At 28.7% G+C, this 17,586-nt stretch carries 17 protein-coding genes; 7 read left to right on the top strand and 10 right to left on the bottom strand.

Annotation, left to right across the window (positions count from 1 at the left end):
* Positions 1–548 precede the first annotated feature (548 nt).
* Positions 549–905, bottom strand: a complete 357-nt coding sequence (locus NLO413_RS03930; RefSeq protein ID WP_045809185.1) for a TrbC/VirB2 family protein — start codon at positions 903–905, stop codon at positions 549–551.
* Between the two features lie 206 nt (positions 906–1,111).
* Positions 1,112–1,432, bottom strand: coding sequence for a TrbC/VirB2 family protein (locus tag NLO413_RS03925; RefSeq protein ID WP_410517985.1), 321 nt, complete (start codon positions 1,430–1,432; stop codon positions 1,112–1,114).
* Positions 1,433–2,937: 1,505 nt separating this feature from the next.
* On the opposite strand from NLO413_RS03925, the gene NLO413_RS04890 reads away from it, so the two are divergent.
* The 6 genes from NLO413_RS04890 to rnc all read left to right on the top strand — a co-directional run bounded on the left by NLO413_RS04890 (position 2,938) and on the right by rnc (position 7,946).
* Complete coding sequence (locus NLO413_RS04890; protein WP_156965570.1) at positions 2,938–3,171, top strand: hypothetical protein; 234 nt, start codon at positions 2,938–2,940, stop codon at positions 3,169–3,171.
* Positions 3,172–3,323: 152 nt separating this feature from the next.
* The gene (gene hflK, locus NLO413_RS03920; RefSeq protein ID WP_045809183.1) at positions 3,324–4,379 is read left to right on the top strand and encodes an FtsH protease activity modulator HflK; all 1,056 of its coding nucleotides are present in this window, start codon (positions 3,324–3,326) and stop codon (positions 4,377–4,379) included.
* An 11-nt stretch (positions 4,380–4,390) separates the two neighbouring features.
* Positions 4,391–5,257 (top strand): protease modulator HflC, encoded by an 867-nt coding sequence (gene hflC / locus NLO413_RS03915; protein ID WP_045809182.1) that lies wholly within the window; start codon positions 4,391–4,393, stop codon positions 5,255–5,257.
* 2 nt (positions 5,258–5,259) lie between these two features.
* The gene (locus NLO413_RS03910; protein WP_052690394.1) at positions 5,260–6,705 is read left to right on the top strand and encodes a Do family serine endopeptidase; all 1,446 of its coding nucleotides are present in this window, start codon (positions 5,260–5,262) and stop codon (positions 6,703–6,705) included.
* On the top strand, positions 6,705–7,274 hold the full coding sequence (locus tag NLO413_RS03905) for an outer membrane lipoprotein carrier protein LolA (RefSeq protein WP_045809181.1): 570 nt from the start codon (positions 6,705–6,707) through the stop codon (positions 7,272–7,274). Before NLO413_RS03910 ends, NLO413_RS03905 begins: the two co-directional genes overlap by 1 nt.
* Before the next feature lie 3 nt (positions 7,275–7,277).
* Positions 7,278–7,946 carry a ribonuclease III gene (rnc, locus tag NLO413_RS03900; protein ID WP_045809180.1) on the top strand — a complete coding sequence of 223 codons (669 nt, stop codon included), beginning with the start codon at positions 7,278–7,280 and terminating at the stop codon, positions 7,944–7,946.
* Positions 7,947–8,086: 140 nt separating this feature from the next.
* Here the strand turns inward: rnc and NLO413_RS03895 are convergent, their stop codons facing one another.
* The 5 genes from NLO413_RS03895 to NLO413_RS03875 all read right to left on the bottom strand — a co-directional run bounded on the left by NLO413_RS03895 (position 8,087) and on the right by NLO413_RS03875 (position 13,412).
* Positions 8,087–8,632 carry a cytochrome c oxidase assembly protein gene (locus NLO413_RS03895; RefSeq protein ID WP_045809179.1) on the bottom strand — a complete coding sequence of 182 codons (546 nt, stop codon included), beginning with the start codon at positions 8,630–8,632 and terminating at the stop codon, positions 8,087–8,089.
* A 504-nt stretch (positions 8,633–9,136) separates the two neighbouring features.
* The gene (locus NLO413_RS03890; RefSeq protein WP_052690393.1) at positions 9,137–10,480 is read right to left on the bottom strand and encodes a M16 family metallopeptidase; all 1,344 of its coding nucleotides are present in this window, start codon (positions 10,478–10,480) and stop codon (positions 9,137–9,139) included.
* Positions 10,481–10,491: 11 nt separating this feature from the next.
* Positions 10,492–11,793 (bottom strand): M16 family metallopeptidase, encoded by a 1,302-nt coding sequence (locus tag NLO413_RS03885; protein WP_232295916.1) that lies wholly within the window; start codon positions 11,791–11,793, stop codon positions 10,492–10,494.
* Between the two features lie 234 nt (positions 11,794–12,027).
* The gene (gene lspA, locus NLO413_RS03880) at positions 12,028–12,495 is read right to left on the bottom strand and encodes a signal peptidase II (RefSeq protein WP_045809178.1); all 468 of its coding nucleotides are present in this window, start codon (positions 12,493–12,495) and stop codon (positions 12,028–12,030) included.
* Positions 12,492–13,412 carry a bifunctional riboflavin kinase/FAD synthetase gene (locus NLO413_RS03875; protein WP_045809177.1) on the bottom strand — a complete coding sequence of 307 codons (921 nt, stop codon included), beginning with the start codon at positions 13,410–13,412 and terminating at the stop codon, positions 12,492–12,494. Before NLO413_RS03875 ends, lspA begins: the two co-directional genes overlap by 4 nt.
* Positions 13,413–13,486: 74 nt before the next feature.
* On the opposite strand from NLO413_RS03875, the gene grxC reads away from it, so the two are divergent.
* Entirely contained in the window at positions 13,487–13,732 is a 246-nt protein-coding gene (gene grxC, locus NLO413_RS03870) for a glutaredoxin 3 (protein ID WP_045809176.1), read from the top strand.
* 724 nt (positions 13,733–14,456) lie between these two features.
* On the opposite strand, the gene prmC is transcribed toward grxC, so the two are convergent.
* The 3 genes from prmC to odhB all read right to left on the bottom strand — a co-directional run bounded on the left by prmC (position 14,457) and on the right by odhB (position 17,496).
* Positions 14,457–15,308 (bottom strand): peptide chain release factor N(5)-glutamine methyltransferase, encoded by an 852-nt coding sequence (gene prmC, locus NLO413_RS03865; protein ID WP_045809175.1) that lies wholly within the window; start codon positions 15,306–15,308, stop codon positions 14,457–14,459.
* A 169-nt stretch (positions 15,309–15,477) separates the two neighbouring features.
* Positions 15,478–16,272 carry a type I methionyl aminopeptidase gene (gene map / locus NLO413_RS03860; RefSeq protein WP_410517979.1) on the bottom strand — a complete coding sequence of 265 codons (795 nt, stop codon included), beginning with the start codon at positions 16,270–16,272 and terminating at the stop codon, positions 15,478–15,480.
* A gap of 9 nt (positions 16,273–16,281) precedes the next feature.
* Positions 16,282–17,496, bottom strand: a complete 1,215-nt coding sequence (gene odhB, locus NLO413_RS03855; protein ID WP_045809173.1) for a 2-oxoglutarate dehydrogenase complex dihydrolipoyllysine-residue succinyltransferase — start codon at positions 17,494–17,496, stop codon at positions 16,282–16,284.
* Positions 17,497–17,586 lie beyond the last annotated feature (90 nt).

Genomic DNA, 17,586 nt, shown 5'->3' with positions numbered 1-17,586 from the left:
ATGACATGTAGTCATCTCTCTATACTTTTTAATCAAATTCTAGATATCATCAAATCAAATACCACTTATTAACACCTGTTATGTGCAACACACTATTTAGAGTATAAAAAATATTTATCCACTGAAAAAACTACACTGCTCAAAATATGTTAATCTTTATAAGATGGTAGTGATTATTTGCTGTAATTTTCATAACAACCTCAATAATTGATTTGCTATTTAGTGTAGCAGTATCGTTATTACAGCATAGAAGAGTTAATTTTATATAAACAAAAAAGCAGAATTACTAATTATAACTTACAACCCATTACAAACACAACGTATATGCCATAAAATGTATCATTGATCAATACATAGTTCTTTTTATATTTTCACATAAATTTGAAATCCTTATAAATATGCTACCTAACCATTTTATTTCGATATAGTATCTATTATCATATAGTGGTATTTCCACTTCATACAATTAATACATAAATATATACCATGTTATGAGTAACTAACTTTCAAGTAACCTTGCTTAACATAAATCACCTAAAACATAATAATTAAGCCTTTGTTATTGTTTTACAATCAAATGCTTCAGCATCAATACCTATACCTGCAGCAAATTTATTAATCAATTTTGCAGCACCAAAAAATATCGCTGTAAATACTACTAACATTACTATTGCGGGCCATGCCAATCTTCCAAATATTGCCATAATACTTGAACCTAAAATTACTCCTGTCATAATTGGTAACCCGAGCTTCTGCACAAATAATATAACATTACATATTACTTTTTCTGCAACCTGACTTGAGTCTTGCCCGTCTTTTGCTACAGCGCTTATAACACCCCCTAGACCTAATATCATAATAAAACTTATAATAAGCACTATTTTCCATGAAAAAACACTATACATAGCTACCTCTATTTGCTTACTGTTACTACAAACATACTAAAATCCACAACATTTTATCTTATGGATTTCCCTCTCTATAAAGATGCAAATATTTTTAATGTTTTTATCCATCAAATACATTGATAAAAGCACCAAAAATAAGTAGTAACCCTAATTAAAAGTTTCATACTAAGCACATATTAATTATTAGCATTAATACCTACATCTTATTTATTAACTCCAGCTGTGTTACAGTCAAAAGTTTCAGCCCCCATATTTATCCCCGCAGCAAACTTATTAATTAATTTTGCTGCACCAAAAAATATCGCTGTAAATACTACTAACATTACTATTGCGGGCCATGCTAATCTTCCAAATATTGCCATAATACTTGAACCTAAAATTACTCCCGTCATAATCGGTAAACCAAGTTTCTGTACAAACAATATAACATTACATATTACTTTTTCTGCAACTTGTGAAGCATCATAGGATTGAGCATATACTGCATTATAAAAAAAAACTATTACTAATACAAAACTTACAATATACGCTATATTCCACAAACACAATTTATACACTATATCTGACTCCTATATCCAACTAATGAAAACCCATTTTTATATACATGTAGTCCAAATGGCTACAACCTACACCTAAAGTTGTATTTACTACCTTCTTAATTTAATAAACGGGCTACACTAACTTAAGCATAAATACAACCTTATGGTGCATTACATGCCTGATATTACAACACAAAATAATTAATTTTATATAAATATAACTTACAAATAGTATGTATAAAAAATATGCTTAACAACTTTAAAGTTATTTTATAATAGTCAGAAAAAATTTTTTAGTCACTCAAATACATTATTATGTTACCATTCTTCCAATTACAGTTATAAACATAAACTTTTTTATTTTATAAATTATCTTGATAATCATGCTAATTAGGCCTTTTTAAAGTAGCTTTAACATAGAAAAATATCCTAAGTTAAAGCGTCTTACTATTTGAGTAAACCAATTCTGTATACACAAATATATATACGTAAATCTATAACGTATATGCATAAAACATAAAAAGATTTATAATAATGTCTTAAAGGTTGATCAAAATTTTTAGCATTTGTTATAACGATACAAACTTATAGACAAGCTCTTTTAACAATTAAATTACTTTATCACTAAATAATGATGTTATGAATCCTTCAAAAAGTAGGTAATAGATGTGAAAAATTCGATTAATGTATTAACTTCACATGATCTAATAAGTTTAATATAATTCATCAATGAAATACACATATCAAAATAAATACTCAAAGTAATAATTTTACATTATTTATCATTTATAAAGAAAGCTTTCAACCATGTATAATCTTAAGATGGTATATTCAAAAATAAATCCAACACTAAAAATTTATTCTTAAGTGCTATTTTTTTTAATTTTAAGCATATTTATATAGGTGTTACAAAATTTGCAAACGCAACAACAAAACTTACTATTTTAAATTTTTTAGTTTAACAAAATTTATACTGAATTAAAAACCTTGTGACTTTATGTGTATCCTTTTAATATTCAAAAACTTTCCATAAGCTTGTATTGTATAACAAAAGCTAAAAAGATTAACTTTCATGTACTTCTCACTATTGTTAATTTTACGACAGAAAGTAACATTGTCAGCTCTATGTAAGCAAGCAACATAAATATATCCTAACAATACTTCATTGTTTTGCTTAGAGATATAGATATACTAATGTTTAAATTAGTTTTATATAATACAGTGGGCTACAAAAACACTTAATATTCAAAAAATATTTTCAATTCCGATCCATAAATCAATACTTACCTTATATAAATACACAAAAACAGAAAATATGTTCATAAATTAGAACTAATAAAATATTTCTTTGATTAATTATTTATTGTATTAAAGATTATAATATTAGTTATTTATATAACAAATGTAACACTAATATTTAAAAAAATCTCTTGTACCAAGCAACTATTTTCGATATAAGCACACCACCAATGTAATTAACAGTTATTATTATGAAAAGCGTACGGGTACTAATAATAATATATATAATTGCTATTATCACTCTTTTAATAATTTACTACAAAAAAAATAATAGCCACCTTATTAACTTACACAATAACAATATACCATTAACATTAAATGTTAAGCCACAAAATACTGAACTATTATCTCAATCCTCTAAAAAGGAATTTCACGATTACTTGTTATCTATTAAGTCGCATAATAAAAACTTTGATTTTAATTAAAATCAACTAGATTATAAAAAATAGTTTTTTCGTTACTTAAATTTATAATTGATAAATGATCCAATTACGGTTAAAATTACTTGCTGTAACTAAAGCAATACTTTTTTAGTTATTTTATACTTACAGTCATTTTTAAATGTTTATACAATTTTATGATAGATAATAATGATCCATGGAATACAAAAAAAGACTTCAAAAAGTTTACAAATAATGCAAATGATTTAAAATTTAGCAAGATTGCTGAAAAATTTAACCAAACATTTAAGTTATTTGAAAATAATCAAGGCTTTTTTTTTAACAAAATGCGTTTTTTGTTTATCACAATAATATTGCTTTGCATTTACATTTGTACTGGTTTTTATATTGTACATCCTGAAGAAGAAAGTGTAAGACTATTGTTTGGAAAATATCATAACACTGTAGGTCCTGGCTTACAGTATTATTTTCCTTACCCCATTGGACATGTTATTAATTTAAAAGTAAAAGTAATTAATAAAGAAGAAATAGGTTCTAATCTTCATGCAGATTCCTCAACAGATCACGGTGAAGGTGTGATGCTAACTGGTGATGAGAATATTGTTAACATTAACTTTGATGTTCAATGGCGCATTAACGATGCGTATAATTATCTTTTTAAAGTACGTGATGATAGGCCTGGAGCAACAGTGAAAAACGCAGCAGAAAGCGCAATGCGTGAAATCATAGGGAAAAGTACTATTTCATTTGCAATTGAAGGGAAAGGGAGAGCTGCAATTGCATACGAAACAAAAACGCTATTACAAAATATTCTTAACCAATATCAAATGGGAATCGAAATACTTTCTATCCAATTAAAAAAAGTCGATCCTCCGGAAAAAGTTATTAGTTCTTTTAGAGATGTACAAAGTGCTAGAGCTGATAAAGAAAAAGTAATAAATGAAGCCTATGCTTATAGAAATGAAATCTTACCTAAGGCTAAAGGAGAAGCTATAAAAATTAAGCTTGATGCTGAAGCATATAGAAGCGAGATAATTAATAAAGCTGAAGGTGGAGCAAAAAAATTTATAGCTATTCATAAAGAATACATCACTCAGCCATTAGCTGTAAGAAATCGTATGTACTTAGAAACAATGGAAGATATACTACATAATGCTGATAAAACTGTAGTTAGTGATGATTTAAAAGGCATACTTTCTTACTTACCGTTAACAAATACTGTCATAAAATAATAAGGTAGCCCATGAATGGATCATTAAAATTAGGATTAAGTATTTTTATATTTTTTGCAGCTGCTTTATTATATAATTCACTGTTTATTGTAAACGAAGCACAGCAAGCAATAGTTTTACAATTTGGAAAAGTGATACGAAAAATACATAACAGTGGATTATATTTAAAAACACCTATTATTGACAAAATAATCTACCTTGATAACAGAGTGATTGATATTAGATCAAATTCTTGTGAAGTAATTGCTGCCGACCAAAAGCGGTTTATTGTTGACTTTTACGCTAAATATAAAATCACTGACCCCGTTAATTTTTACCAAACTGTAAAAAACGAGCCAGGATTAGAAAATAGGTTGAGCTCAATTATCGAATCAAATCTTCGTGAAAAAGTTGGCAACGTTGCTTTAATTAACTTTTTAAACGAAGCAAGATCTGATGTCATGTTATTAATACAACAAGGTGTTAGTAAAGAATCTAAAAAATTTGGAATTAAAATGGTAGATGTAAGAATTAAAAGAGCAGATTTACCAGAAGAAAACAGTTCTGCAATTTTCCGGCGCATGCAAACAGACAGAGAAAAGGAAGCAAAAGAAATTAGAGCTGAAGGAGAAGAAATATCACAGAAAATTAAGTCTGATGCGGAATTACAAAAACGTATCATTATTGCTAATGCCATGAAAGAAGCACAAATTATTCGAGGTGAAGGCGAAGCAAGAGCATCAAAAATTTATAATAGTGCCTTAAAGGTTGATCCAGAGTTTTTTAGCTTTTATCGCACAATGCAATCTTATAGGAAAGCATTTTCAAACGATAAAACTAAATTTATCTTATCACCAAATAATGACTTTATGGGTCCTTTCAATAAAAATAGGGGGTAGTTGTGAAAAAAAGTTCTTTGTTAATTATTATACTATTAACATTAGTAAGTACCATTTCTAGTTTTGCAGATACATCACATTTACACAATCAAGGTTTTTCACATTTAACTAAAAAGTTAATTCCAGGGGTTGTCAACATTTCTACAGAACAAGTTATCCCTAATGAAGAACGTTATAAAGGAGGAAAGCAAACCTTTCGCTTTCCTGGCATTCCTAGAGGAATGTTGGAAGAGTTTTTTGAAAATTTTGAACCATTTTTTAATAAAATTCCTTCTGAACCAAGAGAAGCAACATCTTTAGGATCAGGGTTTGTTATCGACGAATCAGGAATAATTGTTACAAATTATCACGTTATTGCAAACGCAACAAAAATTACTGTCACGTTTAGTGACAATACACAGGCAAAGGCAACAGTACTAGGTACAGATCCTCAAACTGACCTTGCAGTATTAAAAGTAAAAGTTGATAAGAAGCTTGCATATGTTAAGCTTGGAAATTCCGATAACGCATTAGTTGGAGATTGGGTACTTGCTATTGGCAATCCGTTTGGACTTGGAGTCTCTGTAAGTACCGGTATAATATCTGCAAGAGGACGTGATATTGATATGGGAACTTCTAATGAATTTTTACAAACTGATGCTGCAATTAATCGCGGTCATTCAGGAGGACCTTTATTTAATACTAATGGTGAAGTAATTGGCATTAATACAGCAATTTTTTCACCTCAACAAGGTGGAGGAAATGTAGGTATTGCTTTTGCAATTCCATCCAATAGTGCTGCACCCATCATTAACATTCTATCACAAGGAAAAAAAGTTGAGCATGGTTGGCTAGGAATAGTAGTACAAGCAATAACTCAAGATATGCTTGAGTCTTTAAATATGAAAAACCCCAATGGAGTATTAATTGCAAGTGTTATTAAAAACAGTCCAGCAGAAAAATCAGGACTTAAGCCTGGTGATGTAATACTTGAATTCAATGGTGTTAAAACTGAAAAAGCACAACAACTAACTCAGCTTGTTAGAAGAGCTGAAGCAAATAAAAAAGCTAAAATGAAGGTATATCGGGATGGTAGTACAATTAACATCAATGTAAATATTGGTAAGTTACCAAATAATCAAACATCTGACAATACTTCACAAGATACACAAATTATTAATAATGAAACATTAGGATTAACTGTAGGCAATATCCCACAAGATTATAATAGGATTAATGATAATAATGATAACAGTGGAATAATTGTACTAAAAGTGGATCGTAGTAGTGATGCTTTTAGTAAAGGGATAAGAAAAGATGATATTATTACACAAGTGAATCAAACTATTATTAAAAACACTACTGATTTTAAAAATGCAATAAAAAAAGCAAAAGGTAAAAAAAGCATATTACTAAGGATTCAAAGGGATAATAATCCTCAAATATTTATAGCTGTAAAATTAAAATAATGCGATTAATAATATCTGTAATATTAGCTGCTGTTGCCATTCTTCCCAATAATGTTATTGGTAGTGCAATATCACATAATGCAAAATGTCATGAATTATTTAACAGAATATTATCATTTAAAGCTAATTTTACACAAATTAATCCAAATTCTATACAACATGGTTTTGTTATAATGTTAAAGCCTGGTTTTTTAAAATGGAATTATTATCCACCTACCCATATCTCCATAGTGATTAAAAAAAAGGTAATTACATATTATGACAAAGAGCTTAAAGAATATACCTATGCTCCAGTCAATAATGCAATACTTGATTTACTGAGTAATAATATCAGTAGTATACCAAATATCAACTGTGTAAATATCACTAGCTACGCAAACATAGAAACAGCTACTATAAAAGATTTTAATACAAATTCTATTATTAAAGTAACATTTAATAAAATTCCCATTGCTATTACTGAGTTAAGTATAAGTAGCCCATCACAACAGAACACAATTATTAAATTCAACAATATAATTACTAATCAGCCTATATCTAAAAAAGAATTTCATGTTGAACTAAATTAAGTTATGAGTAACATACTAAAATCTATAAAATACCAATTTAAAAATAAAGAATTATTATACGAGGCCTTAACTCACCCCAGTACTTTACAAAAACGCAATATAAACTATGAGCGCTTAGAATTTTTAGGTGATACAGTACTCAATATGGTTATCTCTGAAATGCTTTTTCACATCTTTCCCTTAGAAAATGAAGGTAGTCTTGCAAAAAGAAAGAATGCTTTAGTATGTAAAGGTAAAATAGTAGAGATAGCACAATCTCTTAATCTAGGACAATTTATAATAATGTCAGCAGGAGAAAAAGCTTGTGGTGGAAAAGAGAACTTAAATAACTTAGAAAACGCACTAGAAGCACTAATTGGAGCAATATATATAGACGGAGGAATACAACCAGCTAAAGAATTTATCTTACAACATTGGGAGTCATCTGCTAGATGTATGCCATTTCCTCCTCAGGATGCAAAAACAAAGCTGCAAGAATGGGCACAGACACAAGAATTATCAACACCTTATTATTGTGTAATAAATAAGTCTGGATCAGATCATTGTCCAGTTTTTACAGTAGAAGTTAGCTTATCACATTATGGAACAGCAACAGCAACAGGTAATAGTAAAAAGTCTGCTGAACAAAAAGCAGCAGAATTAATGTTAAAAAAAATATACAAACAAACTTAATCTATAAAATAAATTTACATTTAAGAAATATAAAATATATCTAGCAACAAATATTACAGTAAAATTTTACTAACAAAAAACAACAGAATTAATGTTAAAAAGTAAAAATATAGATTATTATACAAGTAAAATATAGTTAATTATTTTTTATCTGTGTCGTTGTCTTCTTTATATTTAAAAAAAGTATAAGATAAGGTTATAGTATCTGTATCTGAAGTGTTAGGGTCATCTTCTATATTGGGGTCTATAAAAAATGCAACTGGCATCACAGTTTTTTGTTTAGGAGATAAGGTTTGTTTTGAAAAGCAAAAGCATGCCACCTTATTAAAATACTTTCCAACTTTATAGGGAGTAACGTTGTATACGGCTATACCAGTAGTAGAAACATTTAGTAAGTTTTCTGCCTTGTAAAAAATTAATGTCTGTTCTCCAGGTTTCACAATAACATAAGGTAATTCTGGATAAAATGACCAAGATAAGTTATTAATATCAGCATTGAACCTAACCCTTATTTCTTTTTTTCCCACTTTTAGCTTATTATTAAACAAGGAAGTTTTTTGAGTTGTTCCACCGTATCCTGTAGCTTTGCAATATATTCTATACAATGGTACAGATGCACATACTAAACAAATCATTGACATCGTTATTAACAATAAAAATGTTAATATAGTACTATTTTTCATCATTGATAAAATTTTCAAGTATATTAGGCATATGATATCATGTTATTAGTAGATAGTAACATAATTGTGTATTTATGTTTTATGGTGATTCATTATTTTATTATGAAATATTTTATTTGTGCATACTAAGCTTTGATGTAATTTTAAAACTAAAAGCATCTTATAATAATGTAAACGTGCTAAGTTTAAAACTCTACAAAGATATATATTTATAATTAATTGTTTATAAAGCAACCCATTTTTAGTGAATTATTGTATCTCTCCGTAAAGACGCAAATAATACTTTTTCATAATTATTTGCACATAGATTTATATAGTTAGTGCCTTATTTAGAACAATTATACATTTCTAACATTAGCTTTGTCATTTTTCTAGCAGCACTTGCTTGACAACTACCTTTATGCATTAGATATAAAATTCACTTCTAAAAGTTAAGTATTACTTACTACATAATAAAAATTCTAACCCTTAAAATTATCACAGCTTCTAATAACAGAAAAATTATATTCAATTTATAACTTTACCTTTAAAATGATTATTTCTACCTACCTCAATTATCGATAATTCATTGGAAAGAAAGCTTTTTGCCACTCTATTAACATCATTTAAAGTAACCGCATCAAAGTAAGAATTACGCTTATTTAAATAATTTACATCTAATCCTCTTAACTGAGTATTCATTAATAACTTAGCAGTATTATCTGCATTTAGCAATGAGAATACGAAAGCATTTGTAATACTAGATTTTGCCATATTAAACATATCTTTATTAACACCATTTTTCTTAATATCACGTATAGTATCTAGTAATACAGAAACACCTTTATCTACTGTCGAATCATCTGTATATAAAACACTTATCCACTCATCACAATGATTATCATTACTTAAATAACTATATATCCTATACGTAATACCTAAATTATCACGCAACTTCTTCATCAAAATTGAATTTAAAGGCAATCCTCCTATAATATGATTTAACAAATATACTGCATAGTAATCCGGATGACCATAAGATATACCACTTTGAGCAATCATAATAACACTTTGTGGAGTATCCATATAAATATAACCCTTTAAATTATTTTTAAATACCGCTTGATCAATATCAGTACTCTCCATTTCAACAACATTAACATTTAACTCTGAAAAACAATGATCTATTGCCTTAGATAAAGCTTCAACTTCAAAATTTCCTGTAACTCCTATAACCATTTGATTCGTATTAAATTTATTTTTAATATAATTTGCAATATCATGTACATCCACATTATTTATGGTTTCTTCAGTTCCATACTTATTATAAGAATACGGATGATTACCAAATAACATTTTATTCAGTCCATAAGCAGCAACTAAATCTGGATATGATGATAAACGTTTCAAGGTCGCTCTTTGCTGACCTTTTATCCTATCTAGTGCATCTGTAAAAACAACACTTTCAGTTAAACAATAATATAAATGTGATAAGGCAATATCAAGATTTTCAGATAAAGTTTTTAAATGAACATAAAAATTTTCACGATCTACAGAAAAAGTAATGTCTACTCCATCATAAGCTAATTTTAATTTCATAGGAAGCTGACCAGGACCTCTCAAGTCTTCTGTTATTACACTAGTTATCAACGAAGCAATACCCTGTTTACCTTGTGGATCATATGCATAACCTGCTTTTTTAAATGCTATAGACAATGATACTATTGGTAATTCTTTATTTTGAACATACCAATATTTTATACCATTTAAAGTAACAGCATCTTTTACATCTATTTTAAATCCACTAGCACTACTACCAGTAGTATACACTATTAAACTAATTACAAAAGCATAAACATACTTTCTAATCATAATTATACCTCTTATTTAGGTAATAAATATCCTACTAATTTTGCACCATTAAAGGTGCTTTTCATTGCAGCATCAACATCTTCTTCACTTATATTCTTCATTTTTACAATAAAATCTTGTACATCTACTAAAGGTACTCCTAATGCTAAATTGTTAGCATAAAAAAATGAAATAGCTTTAAGCCCATCTAAAGCATATACTATGTTTGCTGTAGTATTCGTTTTTTTTAACCGAAAAAAAGCATCGTCTTTTTCAAACCCAAGTTTTATAGTATCATCAATTTCACGCTCTATTCTTTTAAGAGATATGCCACTTTTAGGTATCGCATGAATAGTAATAAATCCATCACTATATTCGTCTAGATTACATGATACTGATACGCTAGTTGCTAATTCTTTCAATACTAATGCATTATACAAACTTCCAAATGCATTATTCCCCAATAAATCAGCAACTAAATACATAATGTGATAATTATCACCGGTAATAATACTTGGAGCTTTATAAGTAATAAATATTTCTGGGCTTTTTACTGAACTATTGCGTAGTGTTACAGCAATATCAGTTTTATGAGAAGGTTCTAATTGAGGTATACGTTTAACAGCTGATGCTCTATTGCTTATGCTACCATAATATTTTTTTGATAATTTAACTACATCCTCAAAATTCACATCACCTGATACAAACAAAATAGCATTATTAGGATTGTAATATGTATTATAGAACTTCTCAGCTTTTTCTCTATTAAAGTTTTTTATTTCATGCTCCCAACCAACAGTCGGCCTCCCATAACCATTACGATAGAAAGCCCTTATCATTTCTTCAGTTATTACACCATAGGGATTGCTATCAGTACGCATTTTTCTTTCTTCTAATACTACACTCCGTTCACGTTTCATAGCTTTATCTGTAATTTTTAAATTATGCATCCTATCAGACTCAATTTGCATAACAAGCGGTAAATACTGCTTACCTACTAATTCATAATAAATAGTACTATAAGATGAAGTCATAGCATTAAATTCACCACCAATATCATTAATAGTAGATGCAAAATCTGCAAAATTATTTGTACCACTAAACATTAAGTGCTCAAAAAAATGTGCTAATCCAGAGTACCCATAAGGATCATCAACGCCACCAACTTTATATATTACCATATGCATTACAACTGGTACGCGGTTATTAGGAAGCACATAAACTTCCATTCCATTATCAAGTTTTGTATGATGTAAAATCTTTTTATCTAAGGACAGCGCAACATCACAAACACAAATAACATACAACAATATAAACACAACCCGCATCATCATAAATAATAACCTATACATTAAATACAAGATAAATGTTTTCTAGATAATATACAATTTAGCCAAATTGTGTACAACCTATTTATTATTATCACATAAACTTTTTCAATATCGTATATTCATAAAGCAAAGTTATTAATTCACCAAATATATACCTGGCATACATAACCGAATACACTATACCTGAATAATCTCACAAACTTTATAGCATTACATTACATTTTTTGATATTGAATATTACTGTGCATTATTATTTTCTGCATTTATAAAACTTTTACAAAGTAAAGTCATTACTCCACATACTATAACCGCATCTGCAATATTAAATGCAGGCCAATGCCAATCTACCACATGTATATCTATAAAATCAAAAACTGCTCCAAATCTTAATCTATCAATCAGATTTCCCAAAGCCCCACCAATGATAACAGCAATAATAAACCTACAATTACTTTTTAATTTAAACGAAAAATACAATAATATTGTCACTATAAAGCATGATAATATCGAAAAAATAATATTACTATTTTTCATAATACTAAACATACCAAAACTAATACCAGAATTCCATACCATTACTATATTCAAATGCTTACATAATGTAATTACTTGATCATAATGCAGTACTTTCATAACATACCATTTACTGCCTTGATCAAGCACAATTACTAAACTTATCAATATAATGTTAATAAAAAACTTCATAATAGATAATTAACTTTTACTTTTTCAATATCACACTTTATTTGGTCTACTAACTGATTAACAGTATCAAATTTTTTCTCAGAACGTATAAAACCTAGTAGTTCAATGCTTACCTCTTTTTCATAAATATTACTACAAAAATCAAAAATATACATTTCTAATATAGGACACTCTATATCACAAAATGTCGGTCTTATTCCTATATTAACAACACCATTAAACCATTTATCACTATAATCGTTAATCTTTATACGTGCAGCATAAACCCCAAATTTAGGAACTAAAAAGTCCTCTATCCTAACATTAATTGTTGGAAATCCCAATGTCTTTCCTCTACCTAATCCTCTAAAAATTCTACCATTAATCTGATATGCTCTACCTAACAATTGATTAGCTAATTCTATATCACCAGAATGTAAACACTTTCTAATTGAAGACGACGAACACAATATTCCATTTTTAGTTAAAGGATTAATTTCTGTAACATCATAACCGTATATCTGTGAGTAAGCATGTAGTAACCCTATGCTACCCATACCTTTATACCCAAATACACAATCGTGTCCTACAACAATATGCTTCATTTTACAACCATCAACCAGTATTTTAGTAATAAAATCTTCTGGTAATATTTGTGAAAAGTCTTTATTGAACTCAACGACATATAAATAATCTACCTCATGCTGCGTTATTAATTTTACTTTTTGTTCAAAATTTGATAAAAGAAAATTTGTTTTGTTTCGTAAAAAAACTTCTGTATGAGGTATAAAAGTTATAACAGCAGATGATATACTTTGCTTATGCGATATATCTTTTATTTTAGAAAAAACTGCACCATGACCTAAATGTACCCCATCAAAATTTCCAAATGCAAGTACAACATCTACATCTCCATGATAACCATACAATACTTTCATATTTAACTTTACATTACATCAACAACTTTGATAATAAGTAATCATTTACCATTTTAGTTATACAGGATAGTCAAATGCCAAAAATCGTAATATATACTAAAAGCTTCTGCCCATATTGTACTAAAGCCAAGGTTTTATTCAATAAAAAAAAAGTTCCTTTTAAAGAAATTGACATTACAGATAATGATCAAGCACGTAATGAAATGATCAGAAATTCAGGTGGCAGTATGACTGTTCCCCAAATATTCATTGACGGAAAACATATAGGAGGCTGTGATGATTTATACGCAGCATATGAATCCGGTACCATTAAATTATAGATATTCCTTACAAAACAAACAAGTCTTAATATACACAGCGCTTATATAACACACAGACTACTAAGTCTGAATACAAATACACTTTAGCATCACTACAATAAATTTTGTAATATAACCACTATTTCAATACAAAAATACTATTATAATAATGTTTAAAATCACATATACCTAACTCTACCTATATTTTAGCATTCCTACTGTATACCATTTAATAAACTTAATTCAATATGATTTATTGCTATATATTTGACACTCAACAACAATAAATATTAGTTACGTGTAATAAAATAATAAGCTTACATAACCAAGCTAAAGCCATATAGGTTACATAGTGCACACATAGACACAATTAATACGAATATCTTACTCTTTTCCTAAAGCTTGATTATATTATCGCATTGCCAAAACATAATAAAGATAAAAAACTATTATCACTCAACTTATTATACCTATTCATACACATTCCTCAAACTTTATTATATTGTCATATTATTGAAAACATAATAAAGGCAAAACTATTATACAATAACGTAATAATTCTTATATATCAAAAATTATACTTTATGTATGTAATTATAAACGTAGTATAAAGCATTAATACATAAAATCATAACTTAATATATTAGCACTTCAAAACTACATTTATTAACTATGAACTACTTTTTACAATCTTCTTAAATATAAATGTAATAATATTCTTATAACTTTGTTATAAATAAATCAATTATGTTTTAGCAGAATTACTTAATATTATACAACGTTTTTTTCCACACAAGTCATACACATAATTACAAAAAATCAATCCATAATTTGGCACTATCCTATGAATTTGAACTTGATCTTCTCCTATTTCCAAAATAGCTTTACCATTGTGTTTTAAACACCTTTTAATTACTTGAAAAATTTGAATATAATTTTCTATCCCTATAGGACCACCATCTAAAGCTACAAATGGTTCATATAATTTTACTTCTGGTTGCAAACTTGAAATTTTAGATCTTTTAATATATGGAGGATTGCTTACTATTAGATCAAATTCCCCCTCACATTCTATCCAAGAAGATAACAATAACTTTGTTCTACTATATACTTTATGACGCTTCAAATTTTCATATGCTATCCTATAAGTTTTAACATTTTTTTCAAAAGCAACACCAACCGCATTATGATAGTGAGATAATAATGTTATCATAATACAACCCGTACCTGTACCCAAATCTGCAATAGTAATCCTACTATTTTTAGTTTTATATATTTCAAAGGTAGATGAAATTATCGTTTCTGTTTCTGGTCGAGGATCTAACACATTAGCGTTAACTACAAATTCTTTACTCCAAAATTCACGTTTACCTATAATCTGAGAAACAGGAACTCTATTAGCACGCTGTTCTATTGCCTGCCAAAATACTTTTAACTTACTACGACAAACAGGAAAATTCGAATTTACAATAATAGTTGCACGTTCTATATTTAAAGTATATTGCATTAATATTTCCACATCAAATTGTGGATTATCAATACGAGCATTATGCAATATTTTCACTGCTTCACGCAGTAAAGATGATATTGTAATCATAAAACTACTTATGTTAAATATTCATTTAACCACACAAAAATACAGCCATTATATAAATAACACATGAAATACTACTTACATAAATACAGTAGAACCTACTCAGCCCTATAGGCATATTACTGATTATCCATACTGCATTTCTAAAACACAATGCTTTAAAGACATAATATCATAACTTATATGGTGGAAAATCAAGTCCCTTTGGAGAACTTGTAAATATCTCAACACCATCTTCCGTAACGCCTAATGAATGTTCAAATTGTGCAGATAACGAAAAATCTCTAGTAATCACCGTCCATTTATCATGTTGACTAAGCATAGTGTAATATTTTCCTGCATTAATCATAGGTTCTATTGTAAAGAACATTCCCTCTTGCATAACGCAATCATTATCTGCATCATAATAATGCATAATATTGGGACTAGCATGAAACTTTCTTCCTAATCCATGACCACAGTAGTCTCGTACTATAGAATAACCATACTTTTTTATAACACCTTCTATAGCTAATCCAATCTGGTTAAATTTATTACCTGGCTTAACTTGCTGTATTGCAGATAATAACGCATTATAGGTCGCTTCACAAAGACGTTTTGCTTTAATTGATGGCTCTCCAACCCAATACATTCTACTTGTATCACCATGCCATCCATTTAATATAACAGTAACATCTACATTTAGTATGTCCCCATCTTTTAATAACTCATCATCAGGAATGCCATGACAAACAACATAATTCTTTGACGTACAAATAGATTTAGGATAACCCCTATACCCTAAAGGTGCAGGAATAGCTCCAGCACATATAATAAACTCATGGCATAAGTCATTAAGCATATTCGTGGAAACACCCGGCCTAATATAAGAAGTAATAAAATCAAGAACCTCAGCTGCAAGTTGACCAGCTTTACGCATGGATTCGAAATCTTCTTTATTATGAATAACTATGTTTTTATACACCACGTTTATAAATTATACATCTAAATACATTCTAACAGGATCTTCAAGATATTGTTTAATACGTACTAAAAACGTTACTGCTCCTTGACCATCAACAATCCTATGATCATAAGATAATGCAACATACATCATTGGTCTTATTTCTATAGACCCATTAACTACAACAGGACGATTTTGTATTGTATGCATACCCAAAATCCCAGATTGAGGGGGATTAATTATCGGAGTTGATAATAAAGATCCATAAACACCACCATTAGTAATAGTAAATGTAGCACCAACCATATCAGCAACTTCAAGCTTGCCATCTCTTGCTTTTTTACTTAGTGATAAAAGCATAATTTCTAAATCAGCAAAAGACATCTTATCTGCATTGCGTATTACAGGAACAACCAATCCTTTATCTGTACCAACAGCAATACCTATATCATAATAGTTTTTATATACAATGTCATTATCACATATTTCAGCATTAATCACTGGAACTTCTTTTAAAGCTAACGTCACAGCCTTAATAAAAAACGACATAAACCCTAATTTAGTGTTATACTTTTTTTCGAAACCATCTTTATATTTTGTCCGAATATCCATAACACTTTTCATGTCTATTTCATTAAATGTGGTAAGTATAGCAGCAGTATTTTGAGATTCTTTAAGTCTCAAAGCAATAACCTGTCTAATTTTACTCATTTTAACACGTTGTTCTCTGCCTGGCTCTTTAGGAATATTGCTTTTTGTTACATCTCTAGAAAAATCATCCCTACTAGTAGTAAGACTTTTATTAATATGCTCTAAAACATCAGATTTTGTTACTCTCTTATTATAACCAGAACCCTTCACCTCGCTTAAATTTACTGATTCCTCTTCTGCAATTTTATAAGCAGCAGGTGCATGCCTTTTCTCAATAAATTTTTGCATATTATCCTGCTCAATTTGCTCATTATTTTTATCACCATATAATTCATTATTCGAAGGATTAGACACTTGTTGATCAACAATTGCCAATACTTGACCCTTAGAAATCATATCATCATCTGCAACACATATCTTTGTTATTACTCCCTCCACTGGAGATACCACCTCTAATGAAGTTTTATCAGTTTCAATGATAAATATCACCTCATCCTTATGTACAGAACTACCAACATTTTTAAGTACTCGTACGGGAGCTTCAAGTATAGATTCCCCCCCAAGACTATCAGCCTTTATCTCTATTAAATTATTCATAAAAAAACCTTACACTGATAATGCAATTAGTATTGTTACTTACTATATTATTACAAGTAATTAATCATTAAATAATCAAAATGTCAAATT

This window comes from Candidatus Neoehrlichia procyonis str. RAC413, from assembly GCF_000964795.1.
Classification (GTDB): domain Bacteria; phylum Pseudomonadota; class Alphaproteobacteria; order Rickettsiales; family Anaplasmataceae; genus Neoehrlichia; species Neoehrlichia procyonis.
Note: the sequence above shows the minus strand (reverse complement) of the source record. Positions and strands in the feature narration are given on the sequence as shown.